The organism is Corynebacterium sp. CMW7794 (assembly GCF_001563605.1).
In the GTDB taxonomy this organism is placed as follows: Bacteria; Actinomycetota; Actinomycetes; order Mycobacteriales; family Mycobacteriaceae; genus Corynebacterium; species Corynebacterium phoceense.
Map to the genome: position 1 here is coordinate 34,409 of NZ_KQ961711.1, position 24,250 is coordinate 58,658.

The following is a 24,250-nucleotide window of genomic DNA, read 5'->3' on the forward strand; positions in this document are numbered from 1 at the left end:
CAGTATGCACAAACACATCACGGTGCGGGGCACAGCGGTGTGTGACGAGCCTTACTAATGAGGAAAAGCCGCGCCGCCGGTGCCCACGTGGGGCCGCAAGCGCGGCGAGGGAAAACTACTTGGTCTTCGGGTCGGAGTAATCGACCACCGAGTATTCCTGCAGCTTGGCCAGCTTGTGCTGGGAGTCGATGTAACGGATGGTGCCGGACTTCGAGCGCATGACCAGGGAGCGCGTGGTGGCGCCGTTGGCACGGTAGGACACACCGCGGAGCATGTCGCCGTTGGTGACGCCGGTGGCTGCGAAGTAGCAGTTATCGGAGGAGACCAGGTCGTTGGTGCCGAGGACGCGGTCGAGATCGTGGCCGGCCTTGCGTGCCTTCTCCGCCTCAGCCTCGTCCTTCGGGGCGAGCTTGCCCTGGATTTCGCCGCCCATGCACTTCATGGCGCAGGCGGTGATGATGCCCTCCGGGGTGCCGCCGGTGCCCATCATCATGTCGATGGAGTTGGTGTCCTGGCAGGTCGCGATGGCACCGGCGACGTCGCCGTCCATGATGAGGCGCACCTTGGCGCCGGCGTCGCGGATTTCCTGGATGAGTTCCTTGTGGCGCGGGCGGTCGAGGACCACGACGGTGACCTCGGACGGGCGGATGCCCTTGGCCTTGGCGACGGCCTCCACGTTCTCCTTGACGGAGGCGTTGATGTCGATAACGCCCACGGCGTCCGGGCCCACGGCGATCTTCTTCATGTAGAACACGGCGGACGGGTCGAACATCGTGCCGCGCTCGGCGGCAGCGATGACGGAAATCGCGTTAGGGCGGCCCTCGGCCATGAGGCGGGTGCCGTCGACCGGGTCGACCGCGATGTCCATGGCGATGCCCTCGCCGGTGCCGACTTCCTCGCCGTTGAAGAGCATGGGAGCCTCGTCCTTTTCGCCTTCACCGATGACGACGATGCCGTTCATGGCGACGGTGTTGATGAGCTTGCGCATGGCGTCCACGGCGGCGCCGTCGCCCTCGTTCTTCATGCCGCGGCCGACCCAGCGGCCCGACGCCAGCGCGGCGGCCTCGGTGACGCGCACCAGCTCCATAGCGAGGTTGCGGTCGGGCATGTACGAAGTGTTATCCGACATGAAAAGGATGCTCCTTGGAAATAAAAATGCGGAAGTAAACGGACCTCCTTATATTGTTGCACTTTTCTTCCAGATCTACGTCCGAATCGGGCCCCCGAATGTGGGAACGTGTACACCCGTTCCGCGATAGTGCCTGTTCAACAGGCCCACAGGAAGCGCACAGGGGATTGGTCGCTGGCGCGGGGCCTCCCGCGAGCCTGCTGCTAGCTCGGCGCGGCACAGTAGGGACCATGATGATTGCGAAAGTCCTAGCCCCTGTCCTCGCTGTGAGCGTCGCTCTGGGCGCCGTCGTTGTTGAGCACGAGAAGCCGCGGGGCGAGACGGTGGGCGAAGCCGTTGCCGCGCGCGTCGCCGCGGCTCATGAGGACTGCTCGCCCGCGCGAGAACGCTTTAGGCAATGCCCCGACGGCATGCCATACTAGGTAGCCGTGGCAGCTGAAGATAAACCCAAAATCTTTGAAGGCGGCAAGGACATGGTCCTGTCGCTCGGCGTCGTCGTCATCATGATGTTGGTCGTCGTGGGCGCGACGGGCCTGTGCACCGTCAACCCGGAAGAGACAAATTACGCGCGCGAAAACCCCGTGGACGCGCAGTCTTTCCTTGACTTAGAGTCGCGCACGACGGAAACGGCCCTGCGTCTGCCGCAGGTGCCCGAAGGCTGGACCCCCAACTCCGCGCGCCGCTCGAGCGTCGCGGGCGAGACCGCCGCCATCGTTGGCTGGGTCACCGCCGAGGAGGGTTTCATCCAGGCTGCGCAGACAGCCGTGCCGCTTGACGATGCCCTTAAAAATTACGATGGCGCATACCGCGCCGACCGCAGCTCCCGCACCGTCGATGGTACCGACGTGCAGGTCTTCGCGTCTGAGGACGCGGACGTCCGCCCGCTGTGGGGCTTTGACTTGGGCGACGAGCGCGTCATTCTCACCGGATCGGCGAGCGATGACGACTATGAGGCGCTGGTGCGCGCGTTCGTCGCGGCGCAACCCCTCCCCAATTAATCCGCGTTCCGCGCTAGCGGAACGCGCCAGCGGACCGCTCTAGCGGGCGAAGCCTGCTAGCGGAACGTGACCGCGGTGAGCTCGGGGGAGAAGACCGCGGAGACACCGGGGGCATCGGCAAGCTCGGTGAGACCGTTGAGCTTGTCGCGGCCGAGGTAGACGTCGACCTTTTCGCGCGTGGTACCCGGGGTGACAGTAATCGACTCGACCTTGCCGTCGGCGAAAGCCACGGCGATGGAGCCCTTGAAGTACGTGACCTCGTCGCCGGAGTCCGTGTGCGGGGTACCGAAGAATTCCTCGACGAGGGAGCGCGGGTCACCAAAGAGGATCGAGCCGGCCGAGCCGGATTTAGACACAAAATCGACGCGGTCGCCGGGGTAGCCGTAAATCTGCATTACTCTGCCGCCTCTGCGGTCTGATCGCCCTGGTCGGCGCGGTGGAGCGCGGCCTCCACGCGCTGGGAGGCGCCGTCGAGGTGGGCCTCGCAGGCCTTGGCGAGCGCCTCGCCGCGCTCCCAGAACTTGAGCGATTCGTCGAGGCCCATCTGGCCGAGCTCGAGGATTTTGACGGTCTCGATGAGCTCGTTGCGGGCCTCTTCGTAGCTGAGCTGCTCGACGGGCGGGAAGGCGTCCTGGCCCGGCTGGCCGGTGCCAAAGGTGTTCTCGGACATGGTGCTCCTTAAATATGCGTTCGTGGGGGAGTTTAGTCTGCCGGCTGAGCGGCCATCGCGGCGGCGGTAATCGAGCCGTCGCCGACGCGGATGCGCAGCTGACTGCCGGGCGGGGACTGCTGGTAGGACGTGACCACCTCGGGACCCGAGCCGTCGCGCGGAACGACCTGGACTACGGCGTAGCCGCGGGCGAGCGTGGCGGAGGGACCGAGCGCGGAGACCTGCGCGCGCAGGGCCGCGACCTGCTTCTGCTCAGTGCTGAGCACGTACTGGATGTCGCGGCGAATGAGGGCGAGGTTGCGGTCGAGTTCGTCGCGGCGGTCGTTGATGGGCTTCATGGGATCGGCGAGCACGGGCCGCGAGCGGATGGCGGCGAGGTTGCGGCGCTCGCGCTCAACCCAGCCGCGCAGGGCGCCGGACATGCGGGCGCGGGCTTCGGCGATGAGCGCGTGCTCCTCGGCGGCGTCAGGGACGACGCGTTTGGCGGCATCGGTAGGCGTCGCTGCGCGCACGTCCGCAACGTTGTCGAGGATGGGGGAGTCCGGCTCGTGGCCGATGGCGGAGACTACGGGCGTCTGCGCCGCGACGACGGCGCGCTGGAGGGCCGCTTCAGAGAAGGGGAGCAGGTCTTCGACGGCGCCGCCGCCGCGGGCGATGATGATAACGTCGACTTGCGGGTCCGCGTCGAGGATCTGCAGCGCGCGGATGACGGAGCTGACCGCCTCGGTGCCCTGGACCGCGGCGTTTTCCACGCGGAACTGGACGTGCGGCCAGCGGCCCTGGGCCACGGCGAGGACGTCGCGCTCCGCATGGGAGCCGCGCGAGGTAATCAGACCGACCTTGTGCGGCAGATAGGGCAGTGGTTTTTTGCGGCCGGGATCGAAGAGTCCCTCACTGGCGAGCTGCTGGCGGAGCATCTCGATGCGCGCCAGGAGGTCGCCCAAGCCGACCTGCCGTATGTCGTCGACCATGATGGAAAACTCGCCGCGGCCCTCGTAGAAGTTGGGCTTGCCGTGGATGATGACGCGGTCGCCCTCTTTGGGGCGCGGCTGCATGGCGCCGAACTGGCGGGAGGGCACGCGCAAGGCAATGGACTTGTCTTGGTTGACGTCGCGGAGCACGAGGAACGCGAAGGCCCACTGAGGCTTGTAATTGACCTGGGCAAGCTGGCCCTCGATCCACAGGTAGCCGAGCTTATCAATCCACCCCTTGACGGAGTGGTTGACCATGGCGACGGACCATGGAGACTCGGGCGAAGACGCGGCATGCGCCATAGAGTGACCTACCTTAATGTACGAAGAAATTACAGGCGTGTTCACCCAGTCTATTGTTTTTGTCCGATCGTCGGTACTCTGGGCTTTATGAGTGAAGCTGGCAAGAATGTTCTCCTGGCGGCGCCGCGCGGCTACTGCGCTGGCGTGGATCGCGCAGTCGAGACGGTAGAAAAGGCGCTGGAGAAGTACGGCGCCCCCATTTACGTGCGCAAGCAGATTGTTCACAACCGTTACGTCGTCGAGTCTTTGGCCGAGCGCGGCGTCATCTTCGTCGACGAGGCTTCCGAGGCCCCCGAGGGCGCCCACCTTGTTTTCTCCGCCCATGGCATTGCGCCCACCGTGCGCGCCGAGGCGAAGAACCGCAACCAGATCACGCTCGATGCCACATGCCCGCTTGTGACGAAGGTGCACAAGGAAGCCCAGCGCTTCCACCGCGACGGTTACCACATCCTCCTCGTCGGCCACGAGGGGCACGAAGAGGTCGAGGGCACCGCAGGTGAGGCGCCGGAGGTTACTCACCTCGTCGACGGCCTCGACGGTGTCGCGGCTCTGCCGGACTGGCTACAGGACGAAAAGCTTATTTGGCTGTCCCAGACCACGCTGTCTGTCGACGAGACCATGGTCATCGTCAACGCCCTGCGCGAGCGCTTCCCACACCTGGAGAACCCGCCGTCAGACGATATTTGCTACGCCACGCAGAACCGCCAAGGTTCCGTCAAGGCCATCGCGCCGAAGTGCGACCTTATGATCGTGGTGGGCTCCAAGAACTCTTCGAACTCCGTGCGCCTCGTTGAGGTCGCGCTCGAAGCTGGCTCCAAGGATGCCCACCTCGTGGACTTCGCCAAGGAGATCCAGGAGGAGTGGCTCGACGGCGTGACCACCGTGGGCGTTACCTGTGGCGCCTCCGTGCCGGAGCTGCTCGTGCGCGAGGTCCTCGAATTCCTCGACGAGCGCGGCTACAGCGACGTCGAGCAGGTGACCACGAGCACCGAGACCATTACTTTTGCCTTGCCGCGTGACTTGCGGCCAGCACGCGTGAAGTAAGTCTTTCGCGTTGCGTCCCCGGTCCGTGCGGACCGGGGTTTTGTGTATGCGGCGCTGTACGCAGGAGCTCTGCAGAGCTCGCAGAGGGCGGTTACGGTGGATCCTCGTAAGCATTCGATAGTCATGAAGGAGTTAGACAATGACGGATCTGTCCACAAAGACAATTGCCTTTATCGCGACGAACGATTTTGAGGATTCCGAGCTCACCTCGCCGGCGGACGCCGTGCGCGAGGCGGGAGCGACCGTGAAGATTCTTGCCCCGGAGAAGGGCCAGATTAGCGGCAAAAAGGGTACCTCCATCGACGTAGACGCCACGACGGCTGAGGCCCGTGGCGAGCGTTTGATGGCATCGTGCTGCCCGGCGGCACCGGCAATGCGGATGCGCTGCGTCTCGATGAGGCAGCCGTGGAGATCGTGAAGAAGCACGTCGAGGCAGGCCGCCCGCTGGGCGTTATCTGCCACGGCGGCTGGATTCTTACCGACGCGGACGTGCTCAAGGGCCGTACGCTGACGTCGTTCCCGTCGCTCAAGACGGACCTGCGCAACGCGGGTGCGACCTGGGTCGACGAGGAAGTCCACGTTGATGAGGGCCTTGTGTCCTCTCGTACGCCGGACGACCTGCCCGCCTTCAACGCGAAGATCGTCGAAGAGTTTGCTGAGGGCAAGCACTAAGACGTTCTTACAGAAGTCCCCCGGTACGACGCTTGCATGAATTGGGCGTCGCGCCGGGGGATTGTTCTGTCTGCGCGGTGGCGTTTAGTCCTCGCCGTAGAGGTCCTCGTCGAGGCGGCTGGCGCGGCGCGCGGGACGCTTGGAGGCTGCGGGTGAATCTGAGGGGGCATCGGTAGCCGGGGCCGATTGCGCAGGGAACGTGGCGGTGCCGTCGCCTGCACGGCGATTCGGATCGGGGCGCACCGGAGCGTCCTCTTTCGACGTAGACGTCTTCGCAGCCTGAGCCTCGGCTGCGGCCTGAGCCTCAGCGAGCTCGCGTTCGCGGGCCTCGCGGCGGGCACGCGCACGGGCGACGCGCTCAGCCTGCTCGCGCTCGAGAGCATCGCGCGCCGGGAGTCCCTGCTCGATGCGTTCTCGGGCGGCGCGCTCCGCGGCCTGTTCGCGGCGGCGCGCGTCGCGGTCCCGCTCGCCGGTGCGAACGCGACGGGTGGAGGCGGTCTCCGATTGATTGCGGGCTTTGAGCTCCGCCACCGTGAGCGTGCCGGAGCGCTGGCGGGCGCGGGTGCTTGCGACACGATTGCGGCGCTCGGCCTCCGCGGTGGCGCGGCGGGTAGCAGCCTCAGACTCGCGGGTTGACGAGGCGTTGCGACCAGCGAGCCACAGGCGCACGACGGCGATAAGAGCCCCGGCTAGGACAAGGATGAGCAGCGCGGGAAAACGTTCAACGAAAGGATAGGCGCCAGTAAACAGCGTGGTACGCGAGAACAACGAGGCAGTATCGCTGCTTCTATACGCAGTCAGCCAGCCGGTGAGCAACACCATGACCGCGAAGATCACGGGGATAGACAAGACCGTAATGAGCAAGCCGCGTGGGTTGACCACGAGGACGGCCGCGAGGACGCCGAGTGCGAAGCATGCTGTAAAGGCCCAGCTAAAGCCGCTCATGGCGACCGTAATAATGAGGCCAAGAAGGAGCCCGCCAGCGATAATCGCCGGCCCGGACCACACTGGCATGCCGGACCGCGGCGCGTATCCGGAGGGACGGCGGGTGGCGGTGGAGGCATTGGCATGTGACACGAACGGCAATTTTACCTTTTCTTTACCCAGAAAGAGGGATTGAGCGAGGTGAGTTTCCGCATATCGAGCCCGCGTTGTCACCCCGAAACGAGACGCGCGGGCCGTCGTCGGTTAGTGCCGTGGCGGCGGGCCCACGACGGTGAGGTCGAGTTCGGCTTGCGCCGTGCCACAATCCTTCCGCTGGGAACCACGGCTCGGTGCCTTCTTCTTGCACGGCGAAAATCCGAGGGCGCGTTCATATACTCGAAGAGTTTCTCACAGAGAGGTGTCGTGAGAATGCCGAGCATGTGCGTGTTGTGTGCGTGGAAGGAGAACGAGTGGATCGTGCCGGCGCGGGCGTTGAGATAGTCGCTGCGGTGTAGCCACACGTCCGGGCCGTTGGCGTGGATGCGGATTTCGCCGTCTGTCGACGGAAAGATGTAGAACATCGGTGGGGAACGGGGGTAAAAATCGTTCGCTTTACGAACTTCGGTGCAGGTTATGAACGATGCGTTACAGTGCGTGCATGACCAATTCGACATCGCACCGAGGAGAGGGCGCTTCCGGTTCGGCCCACCGTGCTGCGGGCGACGAGGTTGCTGATCCCAGCGGAACACGGTGGCAGCGCGCGGCTATTCACCTAGGCGGATTTGTGGGTCCCTTTGTCGGCCAGTCTACTTCCGTCGTCTTGCCGGAGTTTTCGCGTTCGTTTGGGATTTCAGTCTCCCTCGCCGCGCTGACCATTACGGCGTACACCTTTCCGTTTGCGGTTGCGATGTTGTTTTCTGGCCGACTGGTGCGCGGGTTTTCACCGTCCAAGGTCGTGCTTGTCGCATTCGCTGTTATTTGTGCGGGCGCCGTAGGTCTGATGCTGGCGCCTACATGGTGGATATTCCTCACGATCTTCGTCATCATGGCGATTGCCAATGCCTTCACGACTCCAGTCCTGCAAGGCATTGTGAAACGGATTACTCCTGACCATGAGCTGGGCACCGCGTTGGGGACGTTTACTGCGATGCAATCGTTGGGCGTGTTCTCGGCTCCGCTGCTGGCCGGTGCCGCCGCGCTCATTTCTTGGCGGCTGACCTATCTGGTCGTTATCGCCTCCGTGGTCTTCATCTTCTTGGTACGGGTGCCCATGCTCACGCCCGCGCCGCGCCGGGTGGCTGGTGACAACGAGCGGGTGCAATGGGGATATATGTCCGTCCACATGCTCACCTTCCTGATTCTGGGCGCCGGTGTGGTGGGCATGCCGTTTGCCGTGTCCTTGCTCGCTGCGGAGCGCTTTGATCTCGGCTCGGCCGGCCGCGGCGCCGTCGTGATGTGCGGCGGTTTGGCAGCGTTTATTTTCTCCCGATTCATTGGTCGCGCGGTCGAAGCCCTGGGCGTGTCCCGGTCGCTCGCGCTGGGACTGGGGAGCGTCATCGCGGGACTGTTGTGCGTGCCACTGTCCTCGCACCCGATCGTCATTGCGGTTGCCTGGGCGCTGGCGCTCGTGGGCATGCAAGCGGTACAGATCATCATCAACATGCTCGTGCTGCGCTCGCCCGGTGGCACGGAACTCCTGTCGACCGTGTTGGCCTTCCGTTTCTTCGGCGCGGCGCTGGCTCCTGTCGTCATGATGCCCGTGTTTACCGCCAGCCATTATGCTGCCTTCTGGATTCCTGCCGCAGGCGCGGTCATTGCCTTAGGCCTGCAGCTCGCAGTCGCGCGTCGTGCTGCTGCGCGGCGTGCATCCTAAAAGCCGCCTTCCTCCGGTAGAGGCTCCTGCGCGTAACGCGGCCACGTATCGACGCGCTCGAGTTCGGTGGGGAGCCGGTCCGTGCGCGCCGGGATGTCCATCTCGCCGAGCTTGCGGGCGGTGACCATGACGCGGGAGTCGACGGAGCCGAGCGTCGCGTTGAAGGCGTCGATGGCGCGCTCGAGGCCGCGACCCACCTTATTGAAGTGTTCGCCCATGGTGTTAAGGCGCGAGTAGAGCTCGCGGCCTAGGCGCTGCACCTCGCGCGCCTTGTCCGAGATGTCTTCCTGCCGCCAGCCCAGCGCGACGGTGCGCAGCAGGGCGAAGAGCGTGGTGGGGGTTGCGATGACGATATTGCGCTCGAAGGCGAACTCGAGGAGGTCCGGGTCGACGCTCAGCGCGGCGTCGAGGAAAGGATCGGCGGGGACGAAGAGTACCACGAACTCGGGCGTGGGCTGGAAGGCCTCGATGTACTCGCGGCCGGACAGCGCCGCGACGTGGCTGCGCATGAGATGGGCGTGGCGGCGCAGGAAAGCGGCGTGCTCCTCGGGGTCTGTGGCCTCGAGCGCGTCAAGATACGAGCTGAAAGGAACCTTGGCATCAAGGACGATCTGACGCCCACCGGCCAAGCGGATGACGAGATCGGGGCGCACGCGCTGGCCGTCGAGGGTGGCGGTGACCTGCGAGTCGAAGTCGACGTGCTTGACCATGCCGCCGAGCTCTACGACGCGCTCGAGTTGGATCTCGCCCCACCGGCCGCGAACGTTGGGGGAGCGCAGCGCTGTGACGAGTTTGTCTGTGCGGTCATTGAGCCGCGCCGAGGTACGCGTGATGGCCTGCACCTGGCTGGTGAGCGACGCGAATTCGGCGGCGCGACCAGCCTCGAGCTCCTGGAGTTGGAGGCCCAGGCGATCCATGGCCTTCTCAAGCGGGACGACCTGGCGGTCGAGTGAATCTGCGAGGCCTTCGCGCACTCCGGCGGTGAGTTCGCGGGTGGCATCGGCAGGCAAAGCAGGCGCGGGGGACTGGCCCACGCGGTAGGCGTGTGCGAGCCAGCCCAGCACGGCGCCAAGAACAAGGCCAAGAATCAAATACAGGATGGAGCTCATGGAGCCCCACCCTGCCAGACGGTGTCGACATGGTCGTTTAGGAACGCCGGAACTTTTCGAAAGTTTTATCGAGAATGTCGCGGGCCTTGTCGAGCTGCGGACGAATACGCGGGCGCTCGGCCGGGTGTGGCGCGGCGTCGACGTCCATGGTGGTGGGGTCGGTGCCATCAGCTGCAGCGTCGCGACCTGCGGCCTCGCCAGCGAACTCGTTGTCGCGCAGGGTGACGCGTTTCAAGCGGCCCTCGTCTTCGGTGTAGCGACCGATGAGCTCGCCTGCGACGGTCTCGAAGCGGATGTCCTCGGCGTGGATCTCGCCCGACTGCAGCTTGAGGACCTCAAGGACGTAGCGCCAGCACACCGCGAACACGGCGACGACGGGCACGGCGAGGAAGGCGCCCACGAGACCAAAGAGCGCGGAGCCGACGGTGACGGAGATGAGCACGACGACGGGGTGGAGGTTCATGGCGCGGGCCTGGAGCCAGGGGCTCAACACATTGCCCTCGAGCTGCTGGACGACGAGGACGATGATGAGCACGATGACGGCCTTGGTGAGTCCCAGGGAGACGAGCGTGATGGTCACGGACAGCGCGCCAGCGACGATGGCGCCGACGAAGGGGATGAAGCCGGCGCAGAACGTGATAATCGCCAGCGCCATGGCGAGCGGCACGTTGAGGATGATAAGTCCTAGACCGATGAAGACGGCGTCGATGGCAGAGACGAGCGCTTGTGCGCGGACGAAGCCGCCCAGTGTATTCCAGGCGCGGGTGAGCAGCTCGGTGAGGTGCCAGCCCGCGCGGCGGCCGGTGGCCTCGCGCAGCCAGCCCAAGAATTTGTGGCCGTCCTTGAGGAAGAAGAAAGTAAGGACGAGGACGACGAGGAGGGTGACCACGATGGAGGTCACGGTGCCGATGCCGGAGAAGACGCTGCCCGCGATGGAACCCGCGCGGGATTGAATCCATGTGGCGGCCTCGTCGATATAGCGGCCCAGCTCGTCGTTATCAAGCTCGAGCGGCGGACCCTGGACCCACAGCTGCAGGCGCTGGATGCCCTCGACGGTCTGTAAGTACAGCGTCTGGGATTGCCGCGCGAAGTTCGGCGCGACAAACGCGATGATGCCGCCCACGATTCCAAAGAACAGCAGGATGGAGGCGAACGCGGCGAGCCCGCTGGGCAGCCCGACCTTGCGCATCCCACCCGACAGCGGCGCGAGCACCGTACAAATAATGAGCGCCAGCAGAACCGGCAGGACGCCCTGCCAGAAGTTGCCCAGCATGCGCGCGGCCGCATAGATAAATGCGCCGATGATAAACAGGCGCAGCGCCCACATCGAGACGTTGCGCACCATGTCGGCCACGACAACGGAGCGGTCGACTTGGTCTCCCGGCGGGTGCGGAGAGACGCCGCTCAGGCGGGCGGCATCGGCAGCCTCACTCGGCTTGGCGGAAAGCCCCAGGGCCTCGGGGTGGGCGCTGGGGTCTGTCGGGGACGCGTCGGGCTGATCAAAACTCACCCCACCATCTTGCCTTAAACTTTTTCCGGTGCGTTAGGATTGGCCCCGTGAGTCTTACACTTGGAATCGTCGGCCTGCCCAACGTGGGCAAGTCCACGCTATTTAACGCCCTGACCCGTTCCGATATCTTGGCCGCGAATTACCCGTTCGCCACCATCGAGCCCAACGTCGGCCTCGTGGAGCTGCCAGATAAGCGCCTCGACCGCTTGGCTGAGATGTTCAACTCGGAGCGCATTTTGCCCGCGACCGTGTCCTTCGTGGATATCGCCGGCATCGTCGAGGGCGCCTCCAAGGGCGAGGGCATGGGCAACGCCTTCCTCGCCAATATCCGCGAAGCCGACGCCATCTGTCAGGTCGTTCGCGCGTTCTCCGATGACAATGTCATCCACGTCGACGGAAAGGTCGACCCGGCGCACGATATCTCGATCATCAATACCGAGCTCATCCTCGCTGACCTGCAGACCATCGAGAAGGCCCTGCCGCGCCTGGAGAAGGAAGCCCGCAAGGATAAGGAGAAGGCCGTCGAAGTCGAGGAGACCAAGAAGGCTCAGGCCGTCCTCGAGGATGACCGCACCCTCTTCGCCGCCGCGAAGAACGGCGAGCTCGATCTCGCGCCGCTGCGCGACCTCCATCTCATGACTGCTAAGCCCTTCCTGTACGTCTTCAACTCGGACGAGGCCGTGCTTACCGATGCCGCCAAGCGCGCCGAGCTCGCAGAGCTCGTCGCCCCGGCGGAGTGCGTCTTCCTCGACGCCCAGACCGAGACCGAGCTGCTCGAACTGCCCGAGGATGAGGCCATGGAGCTCCTCGAGTCCGTGGGTCAGACCGAGCCAGGCCTGGCCACGCTCGCCAAGGCTGGTTTTGAGACGCTTGGCCTGCAGACCTACCTCACCGCCGGTGAGAAGGAAGCGCGCGCCTGGACGATTAAGAAGGGCTCCGCCGCCCCGCAGGCCGCTGGCGTTATCCACACCGACTTCGAGAAGAAGTTCATCAAGGCGGAAATCGTCTCCTTCGACGACCTCGACGAGGCTGGCTCCATGGCCGAGGCCCGCGCTCACGGCAAGGTCCGCCAGGAAGGCAAGGACTACATCATGCAAGACGGCGACGTCTGCGACTTCAAGATCGGCGGCTAGACTCACCCACCGCCACAGCCCGAGTCTGCTCGCACACTATGCTCACCGGTGGCGACCACGAGTCGGAGCTCGTCAACGCTTCACCGGCTTTTCACGACAACGAAGCCCTCCAGATCGCGCGATCGGGAGGGCTTCGTTGTCGTGAAATCCCGCTTAGAGTCGCAACGTCTTCATCACATGCATGCCCGTCGTAATGAGCGTGCGGAAGCGCTCGGGCGGCAGGAGCGTCGAGGGCGCGAGCGGGTGGAGACGTTGCGCGGCGACCGTCCGCTCGTTGGACCACAGGCGTAGGCCGGTCTCGCCGTGGCGGTGGCCGAGGCCGGATTCCTTGACGCCGCCGCCCGGCGCGGCGATGGAGCCGTAGGCCGCCGCGAAGCCTTCGTTGATATTAACCATGCCGGCTTCCACCCGGCTGGCCACGTTCCAGGCGTGGCGCTCGGATCCGGACCACACGGAGGCCGCCAAGCCATACGACGTGTCGTTGGCGCGTGCGATGGCCTCCTCGTCCGAGTTCACCTTATAGAGGGAAAGCACGGGGCCGAAGGTCTCGGCAGCGTAGCACTCCATGTCTTCCGTGACACCCTCGAGGATGGTCGGCTCGAAGAAGAACGGACCGAGCTCCGGGCGGGCCTTGCCGCCGTACACGACAGTTGCGCCCTTGGATACCGCGTCGTCGACGTGGCGTTGGACAGTCTCGAGCTGCCTTGCCGAGGTGAGCGTGCCGATGGTCGCCGCGTCAGTGAACGACGCACCGAGCACCTCGCGGTCGAGCGCTTGCTGCAGTTCGGCGACGAGCTCGTCGTAGACATCGGCATGGACGTAGGCGCGCTCGACAGACATACACAGCTGTCCTGAGGAGGAAAAAGCCGTGCGGACGAGGGCAGGGGCGGTGGAGGAAGCGGGGGCATCGGTAAGCACGAGCGCGGGATTCTTACCGCCCAGCTCGAGTATGGCGGGAATGAGGCGCTCTGCAGCCTGGGTGGCGAGCTGCTTGCCCACCTTCGTCGAGCCGGTAAAGGAGAGGCCGTCCACGAGAGGCACGAGCGCGTCGCCGACCTCGGCGCCGCGGCCCGGCACGAGTTGCCACGCACCCGCGGGCAGGCCCGCGGCGATGGCGAGGCGGCGCAGGTAGATGGCCGTGAGCGTGGTCTGAGAGTCCGGCTTGTGAACCACGGCGTTACCCGCGGCGAGCGCGGCGAGGACGTCGCCGACGCCGAGGGAGAGCGGATAATTCCACGGGGAAATGAGCCCAACGACGCCGAGCGGGTAATACTGCGTGCGCGTCGTGGTGAGCACAGGCAAGGCGCCGCGGTGGCGCTCGTCGCGCAAGGCGTGGGCGGCGCGCTGACCATAGAAGCGCGCGCAATTGTAGAGGTCCATGACCTCGTCATAGGCGTGGGCGCGGGCCTTGCCGTTTTCGGCCTGGATGAGGTCAAGGACGGTGTCCTCGTTTTCGCGCAAAGCCTCGTGGAGGCGGAAGAACACGCGGCGGCGCTCGGCGAAGCTCGTGTTGCCCCAGACCTTTTGTGCGGCGCGGGCGTCCGTGACTGCGGCCTCGACGTCGGGTGTGGTCGCGGTGGGGAAAGTAAAGAGTTCCTCGCCGGTCCAGGGGGCTACCGCGATGTGCGCGGGGCCGGTGCCGCGCACGTCGCCAGCCGGTGCGGAGTCGAGGATCGAGCGCAGGCGAGCGGCGAGTTCAGCGGGAAGCGAGGGCGAGCGAAAGGTTTTCATAAATTCCCATACTAGCGATTACTAGTGTGACTATCCTTGCACTATGACAGTCACTGAGATGCGGTTCACACAAGCGCTGCGCGCGGCCGTGGACCAGCGGCGCGGGGACGAGCGTCGCGCCGCTGGGCGCGGTGGACGTCGACGCCTTTGAAAACAACGCACGCGCCATGGTCGCCCGCGCCGGCGGGCTGCCCATTCGCGTGGCCTCCAAGTCGCTGCGCAGTGTCGAGGCCCTGCGTAATGCGCTGTCCTTCGACCTCGTCGCGGAGGAAGTCGGCGGCGACATCGACGAGATCCTTGAGAACTGGGAGACCCACGCCCGCAGTGCGGATCACTTTGAGTGCTTTTGGTTCCCGCATACCGACCGCGCGCAGATCAAGCGCAATACGCGCCTAGCGCCCGATGCCGCGCACGAGGTGGGCCCGCGTCCGAAGCGGAAGGAATTCCTCGACGAGGAACTCGTGGGCAACGGCGCCTTCGCTGCGGCCCTGGCGGTCGGGCGCGCCGTGCCCGCGTCGATCCCTTACGCCAACCGCATCGCGACCGCAGCGCTCTCGCACAACCGCTACCGCGGCACGAACCACGGCGTGTTCGTCTCGCCGCGTCGCGTGCGCTTCCACGAGATGGAGTACGCCGTGCCGCTGGCTGACGGCCCCGCGGTCGTCCGCGAGATCCGATCGCTAATCGACCGCCGCGGCTGGCGCATCGGCTTCCCGCTCGAGCTGCGCACCACGGCCGCGGACGACGTTGCGCTGTCCACGTCTACCGGCCGCGAGTCCATGTACATCGCCACGCACGTGCCGCAGTTCGTGGAACCGCAGCCCATCTTCGCCGAGATCGAACCGCTCCTGCGCGTCGCCGGCGGGCGCCCGCACTGGGGCAAGATGCACACCCTTGGCCGCGCGGACCTAGCAGAGCTTTATCCGCGCTTCGACGAGTTCTGTGCGCTGCGCGAACAGATGGATCCGCAGTGGCGCTTCGGCTCAAATTATTTGAAGAAACTCTTCGGCTAATTGAACTTTCGGTCTCAATTGACACCCCAGCGCACGGCTGGTTTTATGGCTGTGCAGAAGGGGAGTAGTTCCGCGTCGGCACCTGGGGTTTAACAGGGTCGGCGCTGGCTGGTCGACATACTGGCGCCGCGCGCCCGGCCACCCAGCCAGGTTCCACCTGGTGAACGAGACCTTCGGTATTCACCGTCCGTTTCCTACCCGGCTGAACCGAAGGGACTCGTTACTATGTCCGCCGTTGATCGTTCCGAACAAACCGCCCTCGAGCGGTTTATGAAGCTGTCTATCGCCGCCGCCGTCGCGACGATCCTGCTGAAGACCCTTGCCGCGTGGCTCACCGGTTCCGTGGGTTTTCTTTCCGATGCCCTCGAATCCATCGTCAACCTCGTCGCAGCCATCGCAGGCTTCATTGCGCTGCGCGTCGCCGTCAAGCCCGCGGACAAGGACCACCATTTCGGCCACGGCAAGGCCGAGTATGTCTCCGCGCTGCTTGAAGGCGCGCTCATCTTTGTTGCCGCCGGCATGATTCTCTGGTCCGCCGCCAACCGCCTCATTCATCTTCAGCCGCTCGAGCAACCTGGCCTGGGCCTTCTTTTGTCCACCGCCGCTTCCGTGCTCAACCTCGTGGTCGGCTTGGCGCTCCTGCGCGCCGGTAAGACTTATCGCTCCGCGACCCTCGATGCGGACGGCAAACACCTGCTTACCGACGTGTGGACTTCCGTCGGCGTCCTCGTGGGCATCGCTGCCGTGTGGCTCACCGGTTGGCTCTGGCTCGACCCCGTCATCGCGCTCGCCGTGGGTATCAACATCATGTGGACCGGGTACCAGCTCCTGCGCGACTCCCTTTCGGGCCTGCTCTCTGAATCCCTGCCCGTCGAGGAAAACGCCGCCCTCGACGAGCTCCTCGCGCGCGTTGCCCCCGCTCATGGCCTCACGATTACCCAACGCCGCACCGTGGCCTTCGGCCGCCAGCGCTTCATCTATCTCACCGCCGACGTCGACCCCACGTGGACCGTCCTCGCCTCCCACCAAGCTGCCGATGCCCTCGAAGACGACGTGGACGGTCTCTTCCCAGGCGCAGAGGTCTTCATCCACTTGGAGCCTGCCGGCGTCGAGCACCGCCGCATGCTCCACATGCGCTAGCTCGCCGCGCTACAACCCGCGGCGTAAAACTCGCCCTCGTCGCCCACGGACTGGTAGCCAATCCGTTCATACACGCGGTTCGAGACGGGATTTGCTCGGTCCGTATAGAGCGTCGCGACCTCGCCGTCGTCGAGGATGTCCTGCGTGAGCGTTGCCACGACCCACGCCGCGTAGCCTTGTCCGCGCTCGGCCGCGGGCGTAAACACCGGCCCAATGCGCTTGAGACCCAGGCCTGTGTCGTTCACGGCCGTGTAGTGGACTGGCTGCCCGTCGACCTCCCACAGCCAATGACCGCCGCGCGCGAGACGCTCCGCCACGTCCGCCGCGTTGAAGAAAGCGGCATACCGCTTCTCACATGGCTTACGCCCCGCCTGTTCTTCTGAGTCGTGTACGAATTGCCGGCGCCAGTCGACGATGAGGTCCACGTCGTCCGGAGTCGCCGCACGCAGTTCGCCCGCCGGGCACGCGGGCCAGACCACCTCGTCGAAAAAGTGCAGGCGCGAATGCATCTCCAGCCGCGCGCCGGGGCCGGCGAGCGCCTTGGCTGTCTCAAAGTGGCCGATGCACCCCGGCAGCTTCTCACCCCGCTCGGACAGCGCGTCCTGCAACGCGGCAAGCGCCGCGGGGCGAAGCTTCTGGACATAGGCGGGGTGGGGCGGCGTCGGCTTTGTGCGCATCGCCACGCCTACGATGTCGTCGCCGTCAGTAATCGTCGCGAACCAATACGGCTGGTCCTCGAGCTTCGGCTTATTCGCTTGGGTGGCAAGCACGCTTGTCTCGCGCAGATGCTCCTTCAGATACTCGCTAGCGGCCGCACGAAACTCGGCCGGTTCCTCATAAAAGTTACGTTCATAGCCACCCAGGCTACAAGTAAGGTGACTCACATTTTGAGCCCCATGTGTGGCGGTGCGCGCGACTCGCCCCCGCATGGGGGTAAGAGTGTTTCCTAAGAGGAATATTTGTCACTACATCTTTAGTTTACGGGAGAAACTTTTGGGGTAGCCGTGTGGATTCTCGAATGTTTCGCCCGTTATCCCGTGTCTCTGCCCTGTGGGGAGAGAAAAATGATGTGCATGTCATATATATACTTATCCTGTTGCAGGCGGGTGAGGGGAACCTTAACCTAGGTCACGTCGCGCCGCCGCGTTCGAGCGGTGCACCCACATCCGTACACTCTCGAGGAGAACTGCATGAAGCTTCGCCGTCTTGCCACCGCCGCTGCTGCCGCTGTGGCCGGCGCCACGCTCTCCGGAGCGCTCGTCGCCCCGCTCGCTGGTGCTGCAACCCAGACCGAGTCCTACCCGGAGACCCCGGCTGTCAACGCCAAGCTCCCCATCGTCCACACCAGCCATGGCTCGGACCACATCAAGGCGAACGTGCTCAACGCGCGCCCCATCTGCAACCCGTGGGAAGACACCCGCACCGTGGTCTACAAGGTGACTGACACGTTCATGCCGGTGGGCACCATCTCCACCACGAACCAGACGGAGAAGGACATTCCGCTCCAGCAGAACTTGTCCAAGTCGCAGTCCATTCAGGTTTCCGTCAACGGCGACCGCACCCAGACGACCTCCATCAACGGTAGCCACACCCAGGATGGCACGACCGCGGGCGTTTCTTTCTCCATCGCCAAGTCGCTCGGTGCGTCCGCGTCCTACTCCCTGTCCTGGGAGGCTGGCCAGTCCATCGGCCCGTACGACGTTCCGCCGAACCACACCGGTGAGGCCACCTACGGCTTCCGCGTTCTCGACATGACCGGAACGCAGCAGTACTGCAAGCCCAACGGCACCTGGTCCACCCCGACCTTCTGGTCCGCGCTGCAGCCTGTGAAGAACGAGGTCCGCGTCAAGCTCTACGACGACATCGCGGATTCCTACGCCCCGAACAAGGACGCGCAGAACACCACCCCGGTCGTTGAGGAAGAAGCCAAGGACCCGGAGGCCGACGCTGAGGTCGTGAAGAACAACGAGGTCCCGGTTGAGGGCGAGGTCGCCACCGAGGCCGAGGGCAAGGCCGAGGAAGAGGCTGATAAGAAGCAGGCCGAGGAGCAGCACAAGCTCGACCTCCAGCCGTACTTCACGACGTCCGGTGCGAAGTCCGACGGCTTCGCAGGCACCGTCGCGCTGCGCCTGAAGAATGTCGGCACCGACCGTTACTACGGCGAGTTCCCGGCAACCCAGTTCCGCGTGGATGTTAAGACCGCCGAGGGCCCGGAGGGCGTTGACCGCCTTATCACCCCGCGTTCCTCCAACGGCGCGCACATTCGCGACCTGGGCTTCGATGAGAAGACCTCCACTCGTTCCTTCGAGGTCACGCTGGCTAACCCGATTAACGCCGGCGACTCCGTCCGCGTGGCCAACCTCGACTTCGGCGACGGCAACACCTCTGAGGGCCGTCTCCACAACTACATCGAGGTCACCCAGATCTCCCGCATCGACGGCGACGATTCCGAGTACAACGACCAGAACGTCGACTCCCGCGGCGCCACCCTGTCGGATACCGGCAAGGAGCTGAAGGGCACCTTCTAAAATGAGGGCATGCGAATAGTCGTCACCGCCTTCGATCCCTTCGGCGGGCAGCGCGTCAACCCCGCGCAGCTCGCCGTGGCCGAACTTCCGTCCCGCATTGCCGGGGCGGATGTCGTGCGTTTTACCGTCCCTACTCGCTTCGGTGCCCCATTACCAGACCTCAAGCGTGCCGATGCCGTCCTCTGTGTCGGCCAGGCCGGAGGCCGCGCCCAGCTCACGCCGGAGCGCGTGGCTATCAATATCGACGACGCGTCGATTCCAGACAACGCGGGTAACCAGCCCACGGGCACGCCCATCGTCGAGAATGGACCCGCAGCATATTTCGCGACGCTGCCGGTCAAAGCCATGGTCGCCGCCATTCGCGACGCTGGCTTGCCCGCAGCGCTGTCGAATACCGCGGGCACCTTCGTGTGCAACCACCTCATGTACCGCATGCTGCACGCGACCGCCGGCACCGCGACCCGCGCCGGATTCATCCACGTGCCCTACGCGCCGGAACAAGGCGAGCCGTCGCTGCCCGTCGCGGACATCACGCGCGGGCTCGTCGCCGCCATCGAAGCCATCGTCGCCCATCCGGACGGCGATCTCGTGTCGGCGGAGGGAGCGACGCACTAATGGCCCGCATCGTCGCCGCACCCAAGCTCAGCCCGCTACACCTTGCCCCGGCCTTTGCCGCGTTCCTCGGCGCGACAGTCGACTAGCTCTGACTCGCTCCCGCTGATAGCACTTCAGGACATATAAGGGGCATCCGCGGCGCGGATCAGGGGCCTTATATGTCCTGGAGGGATTTTTACGGGGCGCCAGCGCGGGTTAGGGCAGGCGCTTGGTCCACGCCTCGGTCGCATACTTCGTGTCGACGAGATCACGTGCCGCCGCGAGATCGGCCTCTGTGAGTTCCGTAGGACGTGCGCCGTAGCGGGTGGCGAATTCCTGGGCCATCGTCGCGATGATCTCCTCGCGCGGCACGCCGGTCTGGCGGCGCAGCGGGTCAACGCGCTTCTTCGCCGACGCCAGGCCCTTGGACGCGACCTTCACCTTGCCGATGCGCAAGACGTCCATCATCTTGTCCGCGTCAATGTCGTAGCTCATCGTCGTGTGGTGAAGCACCGCGCCGCGGCGACGCTTCTGGGCCGCGCCGCCGATCTTGCCGCCGTCCGAGGTGATGTCATTGATGGGCACGTACCACGCGTTGACGCCATGCTTGGCCAGCGCCGCGAGGACCCACTGATCGAGATAGGCGTAAGAATCCTCATACGAGTAGCCCGCGACGAGAGACTCGGGAGCGTAGATGGAGTACGTGATGCAGTTGCCGCCCTCCATGAACATCGCACCGCCGCCGGACATGCGACGCACCGGCGTAATCCCGTGCTTGTCCACGCCCGCCTGGTCGAGCTCATTGGAGTAGGACTGGTAGCTGCCGAACACGACGGCGCGGTCGTCCCACTCCCAGAAGCGCAGCGTCGGGCCGCGCTGGCCGGTGGCCACCTGGTCGAGCAACAGCTCGTCGAGCGCGACGTTGACCGGCGTGGGCAGCACGCCCGGCTGCAGGATTTCCCACTCGTGGTCCGTGAAATCCGTGCCGTCGGACAGCGCGCGCTGCACCGTCACCGCAAGATCGTGCGTGCTAAACCCGTGCAGGGCCACCGGCTCCTCAATGCGCGCCAAGGCGGCGTCGAGACGGCCCTGAATATCCGCGGTCGCCTCGCCGCGGTGCGTGCCCACGAGCGCCGGCGCGAGCGCCTCGTAGGCGTCCTCGGGCTCAAGGAAGAAATCGCCCGCGACCTGCGTCGCGGTGATGGCGCCGGCCTCGTCGACCGTGATATCGACGACGATGAGTTTGCCGCCCGGGACTTTGAGTTCAAAGTGCTTATTCGCTTCAGTCATAAACAAGAGCGTACTCGTGTTTAATCTTTTCGGCCGCGGCCGGGCTTCCGATGCCGCTTCGCCTTACCCGAGGCTTTCCGCCGCGCCGACACACGCGCGGACTCCGAAGAGTAGCGCCCAGCGGCCTGGGGCAGCGGCAATGGGCGCCACGTGAGGTCGGGTTCGCCGCCCAGCCCCGCGACGACCCCAGCGAGGACGGCGACATCGACACCGCGGGCGCGCGCGTGCTCCGTCATCGCCGCAGTATCGAGCGGTGCTGTCGACGCCGATGTGGGGTGGGTGATCTGAGGGAACGGCCGGGTGCCCTGGGGGACGGGGGAGGCGGCATCGGCAGGCTGGATGAGCGCTTGCCAGGTGCCGTCTGCTGCGGGTGGCTCCGGGATGATGCGCGCGCGGGGCGCGAGTGCCGGAACGGGTGGCTCGAAGAACTCCGCCGAGCCGGGCTCGGGCACGTCGACCGCGATGAGTCCGTCTGCGGCATAGGCACGCGCGAAGAGCGTCTGGCCGCCCTCGACCGCGTGACGCAGGAGGTTGGCGACATGCGCCGGCGCCGGTGCCGTGCCCAGCACGCAGTCTTCGGCGGAGGCGACGAACGTCTCGCCCATGAGCGTGAGGGAAACAAAGAAGGAACACGTGTCCATCTGCGTGAGCTGCTCCGCGGAAACGTCATGTGTGGTCTCCGTGGCAAGCAGCACGCCCATCCCCGGGGCGAGGACGGGGCCGCCCGCGTTATTGCGTGGCACCTGCCAGGGGCCGAGGCCGAGGTTGACCGCGATGTCGAGCATGCCGTCGACGATTTCGACCGTCGCTGTGGTGGTGACGTGCATGGTGCGCAGCTGTTCGAGGTCCGGGAAATCCTGGGATTCCTCGGCGTCGAGGGCACCCAGGTAGCCCAGTGGGCAGCGGATATTCCAGCCGCGGGTGAGATTATTGGTCTCGAGGGTGACGTCGATGAGCGTCGGGCCGTCGGCCAGGTGCGGAATTTTTAGCGCGGTGGAGGCGACGATGTGCTCGAGGACCGCTGCGTGTTCCACGCCGCAGTAGTTGCGGGCCAAGGGATAGTGCTGCATGGCGCTCCTCGCGTTGGTAAGTGGACTCCTCCATCGTAGACTCTAAAGCCATGTTGTTTGCCCTTGCTCTGACGTTGCTTGCGGGCTTATCCACGTCTATCGGCGCCGCCATCGCCGTGGGCCACCGCAACCCGGGGCCGAAATTCATGGCGGGGGCCCTTGGCCTGTCCGCCGGCGTCATGCTCTACGTCTCCTTTGTGGAGATTTTGCCGCAGGGCGTGGACAAGCTCATTACGGCTTTCGACTCGGAGCGCACTGGCACGTGGCTGGGCGTGGGTGCGTTCTTCCTGGGCATTGCCATCATTGCGGTCATCGACCGCCTTGTGCCGGAAGAGATCAATCCGCACGAGCCGGGCACCATGCTTGACGATGCCCGCCGCGCCCGGCTCATGAAGACCGGCGTGTTCGCCGCCGCGGCGCTTGCCTTCCACAATTTCCCGGAAGGCTTCGCGGCATTCCTCGCCGGCTTGGAGGACGCGAGCATCGCGCTGCCGGTCGCGTTTGCTATCGCCATTCACAATATTCCGGAGGGTATCGCTGTGGCCGTGCCCCTGCGCCAGGCCATGGGCTCGCGGCGCAAGGCGTTTGCGTGGGCGACGCTGTCCGGCCTCGCGGAGCCAGTGGGCGCCGTCGTGGGCTATGTGCTGCTCTTGCCAGTGCTCGGCGATACGACGATGGGCGTGGCTTTCGGCGTCATTGCCGGCATCATGGTGTTCATTTCCTTGGATGAGCTGCTGCCTACCGCAGAGGAAACCGGCGAGCACCACTACGCCATCTACGGCCTCATCGCGGGCATGGGGCGGAATCAAGCGGTGGATGCGCCACGCTTGAATAGTTCGTTAAGTATTTCACGTGGGGTTGCGCCGCCGAGGATTTGTCGGGGTGTTTCGTTGAGCTCATTTTGCACCCACGCGACATGTTCGGGTGTGACGGTGGCAAAGTCGGTGCCCTTTTTGTAGAACCTGCGCCTGATCTCGCCGTTGGTGTTCTCGTTGGTTGGTCTCTGCCACGGTGAGTGCGGTTCACAGAAAAACACCTGGCAGCCGTCTTTAATCTGGACTTGTGCTGTGACAGCCATTTCTGCGCCTTGGTCCCATGTGATGGTCTTTAGCTGCTCGGTGTTGAGGTCTTTGACCATGTCCTGCAGGGTTGCGACCACGGTGTGTGAACTGTGCTCATCGGGAAGGTGTCCAAGCAGGGTGTAACGGCTGGGGTGCTCTACTAGGGTAATCAGCGCGCTTTTGCCACCTTTACCAATAACAAGGTCGCCCTCCCAGTGCCCGGGAATAGCCCTGTCATCAGCTTCCGGGCTGCGGTGGGTGATCTCAGCACCTTTGATCCAAGGGCGACCGGTTAACACGCCAGCGTTTCGGGCACGACGCTTGCGTGTTGAGCCGCCGCGGATAAGTACGTCTTTAGTCTTCATGACTTCTTCAAGCTCGGCTCGCAGGCTGCCTTTGCCTTGAATGTATAAGGCACTGTAGATCGCTTCGTGGGAAATACGCATGCTTTCATCATCGCTGAAAGCATGCTCAAGCCATGCACTAATGCGCCCAGGTGACCACCTGCGGGCAAGGCAATCGACTACTACACCCCGAAGCGTTGGGCTTTCATCGAGCTTGCGTAGTTTTGGCCGCACCATCCGACCAGCAGTAGAAACAGCAGCGTTGTGGGCGTTATACCGCAGCTGCTCTGTGCCGTCCTCATCGACGATCTTCCAACCATTACGGGTGATTTCACGAGCGACGACACTGTGGTGCCTATTTATTTTCTGCGCGATGGCTCGTGCCGAATCACCGACACGACATCCCGCTTCAATAGCAACACGGTCTTCAACAGTAAGCCTGCGACCACGCCCTACTAAGGCGTGTTTGTCGAATACGCCGCTAGGAAATCCATCAACGGCTTGAGTTTTCATCGGTGCTGGCATAACAGAATCTTTACCCAGCTTCTTGCCTGTATCTGGCAAAGACACCACCGCCTCATCAGGCGTTCGACGATGTCGCTGCCGGCGTAACTTCGCATACCGCTGCTTCCTTATCCACCCATACACGGTAGAAGGATGCACACCGATAGCATCAGCCACTGTCTGACAGCTCTCACCAGCAAGCACTCGCTCCACGGCCTGGGCACGTTCATCAGGTGACAAGTGGGCGCGTCTAGGCCGCACTTCGATTACACCAGCTTTCTTTAACCTGCTGTGAAGCAAGCCAGTCGATATTCCAACAGTCTGTGCTGCTTGACTGATCGACATACCTGCACGCACCAACCCAACAGCCTCACGGACAAACGGATCACGCAAACGACTCGCACGCCTGCCTGGAGGTTCGACACCTCTTACCCTCAACCAACCGTAAACCGATTCGGGGCCTACACCCACATCACGCGCGACCAGGCTAACTGCCTCGCCTGCCACCACGCGCTCAACAGCAGCATCCTTAACATCCTTCGGAGTCCAACGCGTCACAACTACCTCCCGGTCGAAGTGGCGCATTCACCCCTTGACAGCACGCCCGTTGCCACAACATCCAGGAGTCCAATTGTTTCA

20 protein-coding genes and 4 pseudogenes are annotated in these 24,250 nt (G+C 64.4%); 11 read left to right on the top strand and 13 right to left on the bottom strand.

Annotated elements, in window-relative coordinates:
- Positions 1 to 115: 115 nt before the first annotated feature.
- A complete protein-coding gene (gene glpX, locus HMPREF3227_RS01335; RefSeq protein WP_066491288.1) occupies positions 116 to 1,129 on the bottom strand; it encodes a class II fructose-bisphosphatase in 1,014 nt (337 codons plus the stop codon).
- Between the two features lie 230 nt (positions 1,130 to 1,359).
- Between glpX and HMPREF3227_RS01340 the strand changes: the two genes are divergently transcribed.
- Entirely contained in the window at positions 1,360 to 1,551 is a 192-nt protein-coding gene (locus HMPREF3227_RS01340) for a hypothetical protein (protein ID WP_066491285.1), read from the top strand.
- A gap of 6 nt (positions 1,552 to 1,557) precedes the next feature.
- Entirely contained in the window at positions 1,558 to 2,127 is a 570-nt protein-coding gene (locus HMPREF3227_RS01345; protein WP_066491283.1) for a DUF4245 domain-containing protein, read from the top strand.
- A gap of 56 nt (positions 2,128 to 2,183) precedes the next feature.
- Here HMPREF3227_RS01345 and HMPREF3227_RS01350 read toward each other — a convergent pair whose 3' ends face one another.
- Genes HMPREF3227_RS01350 through xseA form a run of 3 tightly spaced genes read right to left on the bottom strand, consistent with a single transcriptional unit; the run spans position 2,184 to position 4,071 of the window.
- Entirely contained in the window at positions 2,184 to 2,522 is a 339-nt protein-coding gene (locus HMPREF3227_RS01350) for a hypothetical protein (protein ID WP_066491281.1), read from the bottom strand.
- On the bottom strand, positions 2,522 to 2,797 hold the full coding sequence (locus tag HMPREF3227_RS01355; protein ID WP_066491279.1) for an exodeoxyribonuclease VII small subunit: 276 nt from the start codon (positions 2,795 to 2,797) through the stop codon (positions 2,522 to 2,524). The genes HMPREF3227_RS01350 and HMPREF3227_RS01355 overlap by 1 nt, the downstream gene beginning before the upstream one ends.
- A 32-nt stretch (positions 2,798 to 2,829) precedes the next feature.
- Positions 2,830 to 4,071: an exodeoxyribonuclease VII large subunit gene (xseA, locus tag HMPREF3227_RS01360; protein ID WP_066509595.1), complete on the bottom strand. Its 1,242-nt coding sequence runs from the start codon at positions 4,069 to 4,071 to the stop codon at positions 2,830 to 2,832.
- Positions 4,072 to 4,158: 87 nt separating this feature from the next.
- Here xseA and HMPREF3227_RS01365 point away from each other — a divergent pair, with 87 nt between their 5' ends.
- Both HMPREF3227_RS01365 and HMPREF3227_RS01370 read left to right on the top strand, forming a co-directional pair.
- Positions 4,159 to 5,115 (top strand): 4-hydroxy-3-methylbut-2-enyl diphosphate reductase, encoded by a 957-nt coding sequence (locus HMPREF3227_RS01365; protein ID WP_066491269.1) that lies wholly within the window; start codon positions 4,159 to 4,161, stop codon positions 5,113 to 5,115.
- Positions 5,116 to 5,254: 139 nt separating this feature from the next.
- Positions 5,255 to 5,787 (top strand): annotated as a pseudogene (locus HMPREF3227_RS01370) (type 1 glutamine amidotransferase domain-containing protein).
- An 84-nt stretch (positions 5,788 to 5,871) separates the two neighbouring features.
- Here the strand turns inward: HMPREF3227_RS01370 and HMPREF3227_RS01375 are convergent.
- Positions 5,872 to 6,864 (bottom strand): DUF6542 domain-containing protein, encoded by a 993-nt coding sequence (locus HMPREF3227_RS01375; protein ID WP_141629167.1) that lies wholly within the window; start codon positions 6,862 to 6,864, stop codon positions 5,872 to 5,874.
- 505 nt (positions 6,865 to 7,369) lie between these two features.
- On the opposite strand from HMPREF3227_RS01375, the gene HMPREF3227_RS01380 reads away from it, so the two are divergent.
- Positions 7,370 to 8,584 (top strand): MFS transporter, encoded by a 1,215-nt coding sequence (locus tag HMPREF3227_RS01380; protein ID WP_197429490.1) that lies wholly within the window; start codon positions 7,370 to 7,372, stop codon positions 8,582 to 8,584.
- Here HMPREF3227_RS01380 and HMPREF3227_RS01385 read toward each other — a convergent pair.
- Together HMPREF3227_RS01385 and HMPREF3227_RS01390 are read right to left on the bottom strand one after the other, a co-directional pair.
- Complete coding sequence (locus tag HMPREF3227_RS01385; RefSeq protein WP_066488626.1) at positions 8,581 to 9,693, bottom strand: DNA recombination protein RmuC; 1,113 nt, start codon at positions 9,691 to 9,693, stop codon at positions 8,581 to 8,583. The genes HMPREF3227_RS01380 and HMPREF3227_RS01385 overlap by 4 nt on opposite strands.
- A gap of 37 nt (positions 9,694 to 9,730) precedes the next feature.
- A complete protein-coding gene (locus HMPREF3227_RS01390) occupies positions 9,731 to 11,203 on the bottom strand; it encodes an AI-2E family transporter (RefSeq protein ID WP_066488636.1) in 1,473 nt (490 codons plus the stop codon).
- Between the two features lie 47 nt (positions 11,204 to 11,250).
- Here HMPREF3227_RS01390 and ychF point away from each other — a divergent pair, with 47 nt between their 5' ends.
- Positions 11,251 to 12,336: a redox-regulated ATPase YchF gene (gene ychF / locus HMPREF3227_RS01395; RefSeq protein ID WP_066488637.1), complete on the top strand. Its 1,086-nt coding sequence runs from the start codon at positions 11,251 to 11,253 to the stop codon at positions 12,334 to 12,336.
- Between the two features lie 153 nt (positions 12,337 to 12,489).
- Here the strand turns inward: ychF and HMPREF3227_RS01400 are convergent, their stop codons facing one another.
- Positions 12,490 to 14,067: a succinic semialdehyde dehydrogenase gene (locus tag HMPREF3227_RS01400; RefSeq protein WP_066509601.1), complete on the bottom strand. Its 1,578-nt coding sequence runs from the start codon at positions 14,065 to 14,067 to the stop codon at positions 12,490 to 12,492.
- Between the two features lie 131 nt (positions 14,068 to 14,198).
- Between HMPREF3227_RS01400 and HMPREF3227_RS01405 the strand changes: the two genes are divergently transcribed.
- Together HMPREF3227_RS01405 and HMPREF3227_RS01410 are read left to right on the top strand one after the other, a co-directional pair.
- The gene (locus tag HMPREF3227_RS01405) at positions 14,199 to 15,080 is read left to right on the top strand and encodes a D-arabinono-1,4-lactone oxidase (protein ID WP_066488645.1); all 882 of its coding nucleotides are present in this window, start codon (positions 14,199 to 14,201) and stop codon (positions 15,078 to 15,080) included.
- Between the two features lie 225 nt (positions 15,081 to 15,305).
- Positions 15,306 to 16,220: a cation diffusion facilitator family transporter gene (locus HMPREF3227_RS01410; protein WP_066509603.1), complete on the top strand. Its 915-nt coding sequence runs from the start codon at positions 15,306 to 15,308 to the stop codon at positions 16,218 to 16,220.
- Here HMPREF3227_RS01410 and HMPREF3227_RS01415 read toward each other — a convergent pair.
- A complete protein-coding gene (locus tag HMPREF3227_RS01415; protein ID WP_197429491.1) occupies positions 16,217 to 17,104 on the bottom strand; it encodes a GNAT family N-acetyltransferase in 888 nt (295 codons plus the stop codon). The two genes, HMPREF3227_RS01410 and HMPREF3227_RS01415, sit on opposite strands and share 4 nt — an antisense overlap.
- Before the next feature lie 306 nt (positions 17,105 to 17,410).
- Between HMPREF3227_RS01415 and HMPREF3227_RS01420 the strand changes: the two genes are divergently transcribed.
- The gene (locus HMPREF3227_RS01420; protein ID WP_066488658.1) at positions 17,411 to 18,748 is read left to right on the top strand and encodes a hypothetical protein; all 1,338 of its coding nucleotides are present in this window, start codon (positions 17,411 to 17,413) and stop codon (positions 18,746 to 18,748) included.
- 9 nt (positions 18,749 to 18,757) lie between these two features.
- Positions 18,758 to 19,363 carry a pyroglutamyl-peptidase I gene (gene pcp / locus HMPREF3227_RS01425; RefSeq protein ID WP_066488662.1) on the top strand — a complete coding sequence of 202 codons (606 nt, stop codon included), beginning with the start codon at positions 18,758 to 18,760 and terminating at the stop codon, positions 19,361 to 19,363.
- A gap of 195 nt (positions 19,364 to 19,558) precedes the next feature.
- Here pcp and HMPREF3227_RS01430 read toward each other — a convergent pair whose 3' ends face one another.
- Both HMPREF3227_RS01430 and HMPREF3227_RS01435 read right to left on the bottom strand, forming a co-directional pair.
- Positions 19,559 to 20,632, bottom strand: a complete 1,074-nt coding sequence (locus HMPREF3227_RS01430) for a lipoate--protein ligase family protein (protein ID WP_066488667.1) — start codon at positions 20,630 to 20,632, stop codon at positions 19,559 to 19,561.
- Between the two features lie 20 nt (positions 20,633 to 20,652).
- Positions 20,653 to 21,702 (bottom strand): hypothetical protein, encoded by a 1,050-nt coding sequence (locus HMPREF3227_RS01435; RefSeq protein ID WP_066509607.1) that lies wholly within the window; start codon positions 21,700 to 21,702, stop codon positions 20,653 to 20,655.
- A gap of 50 nt (positions 21,703 to 21,752) precedes the next feature.
- Between HMPREF3227_RS01435 and zupT the strand changes: the two are divergent.
- Positions 21,753 to 22,499, top strand: a pseudogene (gene zupT / locus HMPREF3227_RS01440) (zinc transporter ZupT); the annotation flags it as partial.
- 8 nt (positions 22,500 to 22,507) lie between these two features.
- Here zupT and HMPREF3227_RS12720 read toward each other — a convergent pair.
- A pseudogene (locus tag HMPREF3227_RS12720) lies at positions 22,508 to 23,727 on the bottom strand (IS30-like element IS1513 family transposase).
- Between the two features lie 19 nt (positions 23,728 to 23,746).
- Positions 23,747 to 24,196 (bottom strand): annotated as a pseudogene (locus tag HMPREF3227_RS13960) (helix-turn-helix domain-containing protein); the annotation flags it as partial.
- Positions 24,197 to 24,250 lie beyond the last annotated feature (54 nt).

Bases quoted from the DNA above. Each gene is read 5' to 3' on its own strand.
- glpX (WP_066491288.1), bottom strand. From the start codon at position 1,129: ATGTCGGATAACACTTCGTACATGCCCGACCGCAACCTCGCTATGGAG.
- HMPREF3227_RS01340 (WP_066491285.1), top strand. From the start codon at position 1,360: ATGATGATTGCGAAAGTCCTAGCCCCTGTCCTCGCTGTGAGCGTCGCT.
- HMPREF3227_RS01350 (WP_066491281.1), bottom strand. From the start codon at position 2,522: ATGCAGATTTACGGCTACCCCGGCGACCGCGTCGATTTTGTGTCTAAA.
- HMPREF3227_RS01355 (WP_066491279.1), bottom strand. From the start codon at position 2,797: ATGTCCGAGAACACCTTTGGCACCGGCCAGCCGGGCCAGGACGCCTTC.
- xseA (WP_066509595.1), bottom strand. From the start codon at position 4,071: ATGGCGCATGCCGCGTCTTCGCCCGAGTCTCCATGGTCCGTCGCCATG.
- HMPREF3227_RS01365 (WP_066491269.1), top strand. From the start codon at position 4,159: ATGAGTGAAGCTGGCAAGAATGTTCTCCTGGCGGCGCCGCGCGGCTAC.
- HMPREF3227_RS01380 (WP_197429490.1), top strand. From the start codon at position 7,370: ATGACCAATTCGACATCGCACCGAGGAGAGGGCGCTTCCGGTTCGGCC.
- HMPREF3227_RS01385 (WP_066488626.1), bottom strand. From the start codon at position 9,693: ATGAGCTCCATCCTGTATTTGATTCTTGGCCTTGTTCTTGGCGCCGTG.
- HMPREF3227_RS01400 (WP_066509601.1), bottom strand. From the start codon at position 14,067: ATGAAAACCTTTCGCTCGCCCTCGCTTCCCGCTGAACTCGCCGCTCGC.
- HMPREF3227_RS01410 (WP_066509603.1), top strand. From the start codon at position 15,306: ATGTCCGCCGTTGATCGTTCCGAACAAACCGCCCTCGAGCGGTTTATG.
- HMPREF3227_RS01420 (WP_066488658.1), top strand. From the start codon at position 17,411: ATGAAGCTTCGCCGTCTTGCCACCGCCGCTGCTGCCGCTGTGGCCGGC.
- pcp (WP_066488662.1), top strand. From the start codon at position 18,758: ATGCGAATAGTCGTCACCGCCTTCGATCCCTTCGGCGGGCAGCGCGTC.
- HMPREF3227_RS01430 (WP_066488667.1), bottom strand. From the start codon at position 20,632: ATGACTGAAGCGAATAAGCACTTTGAACTCAAAGTCCCGGGCGGCAAA.
- HMPREF3227_RS01435 (WP_066509607.1), bottom strand. From the start codon at position 21,702: ATGCAGCACTATCCCTTGGCCCGCAACTACTGCGGCGTGGAACACGCA.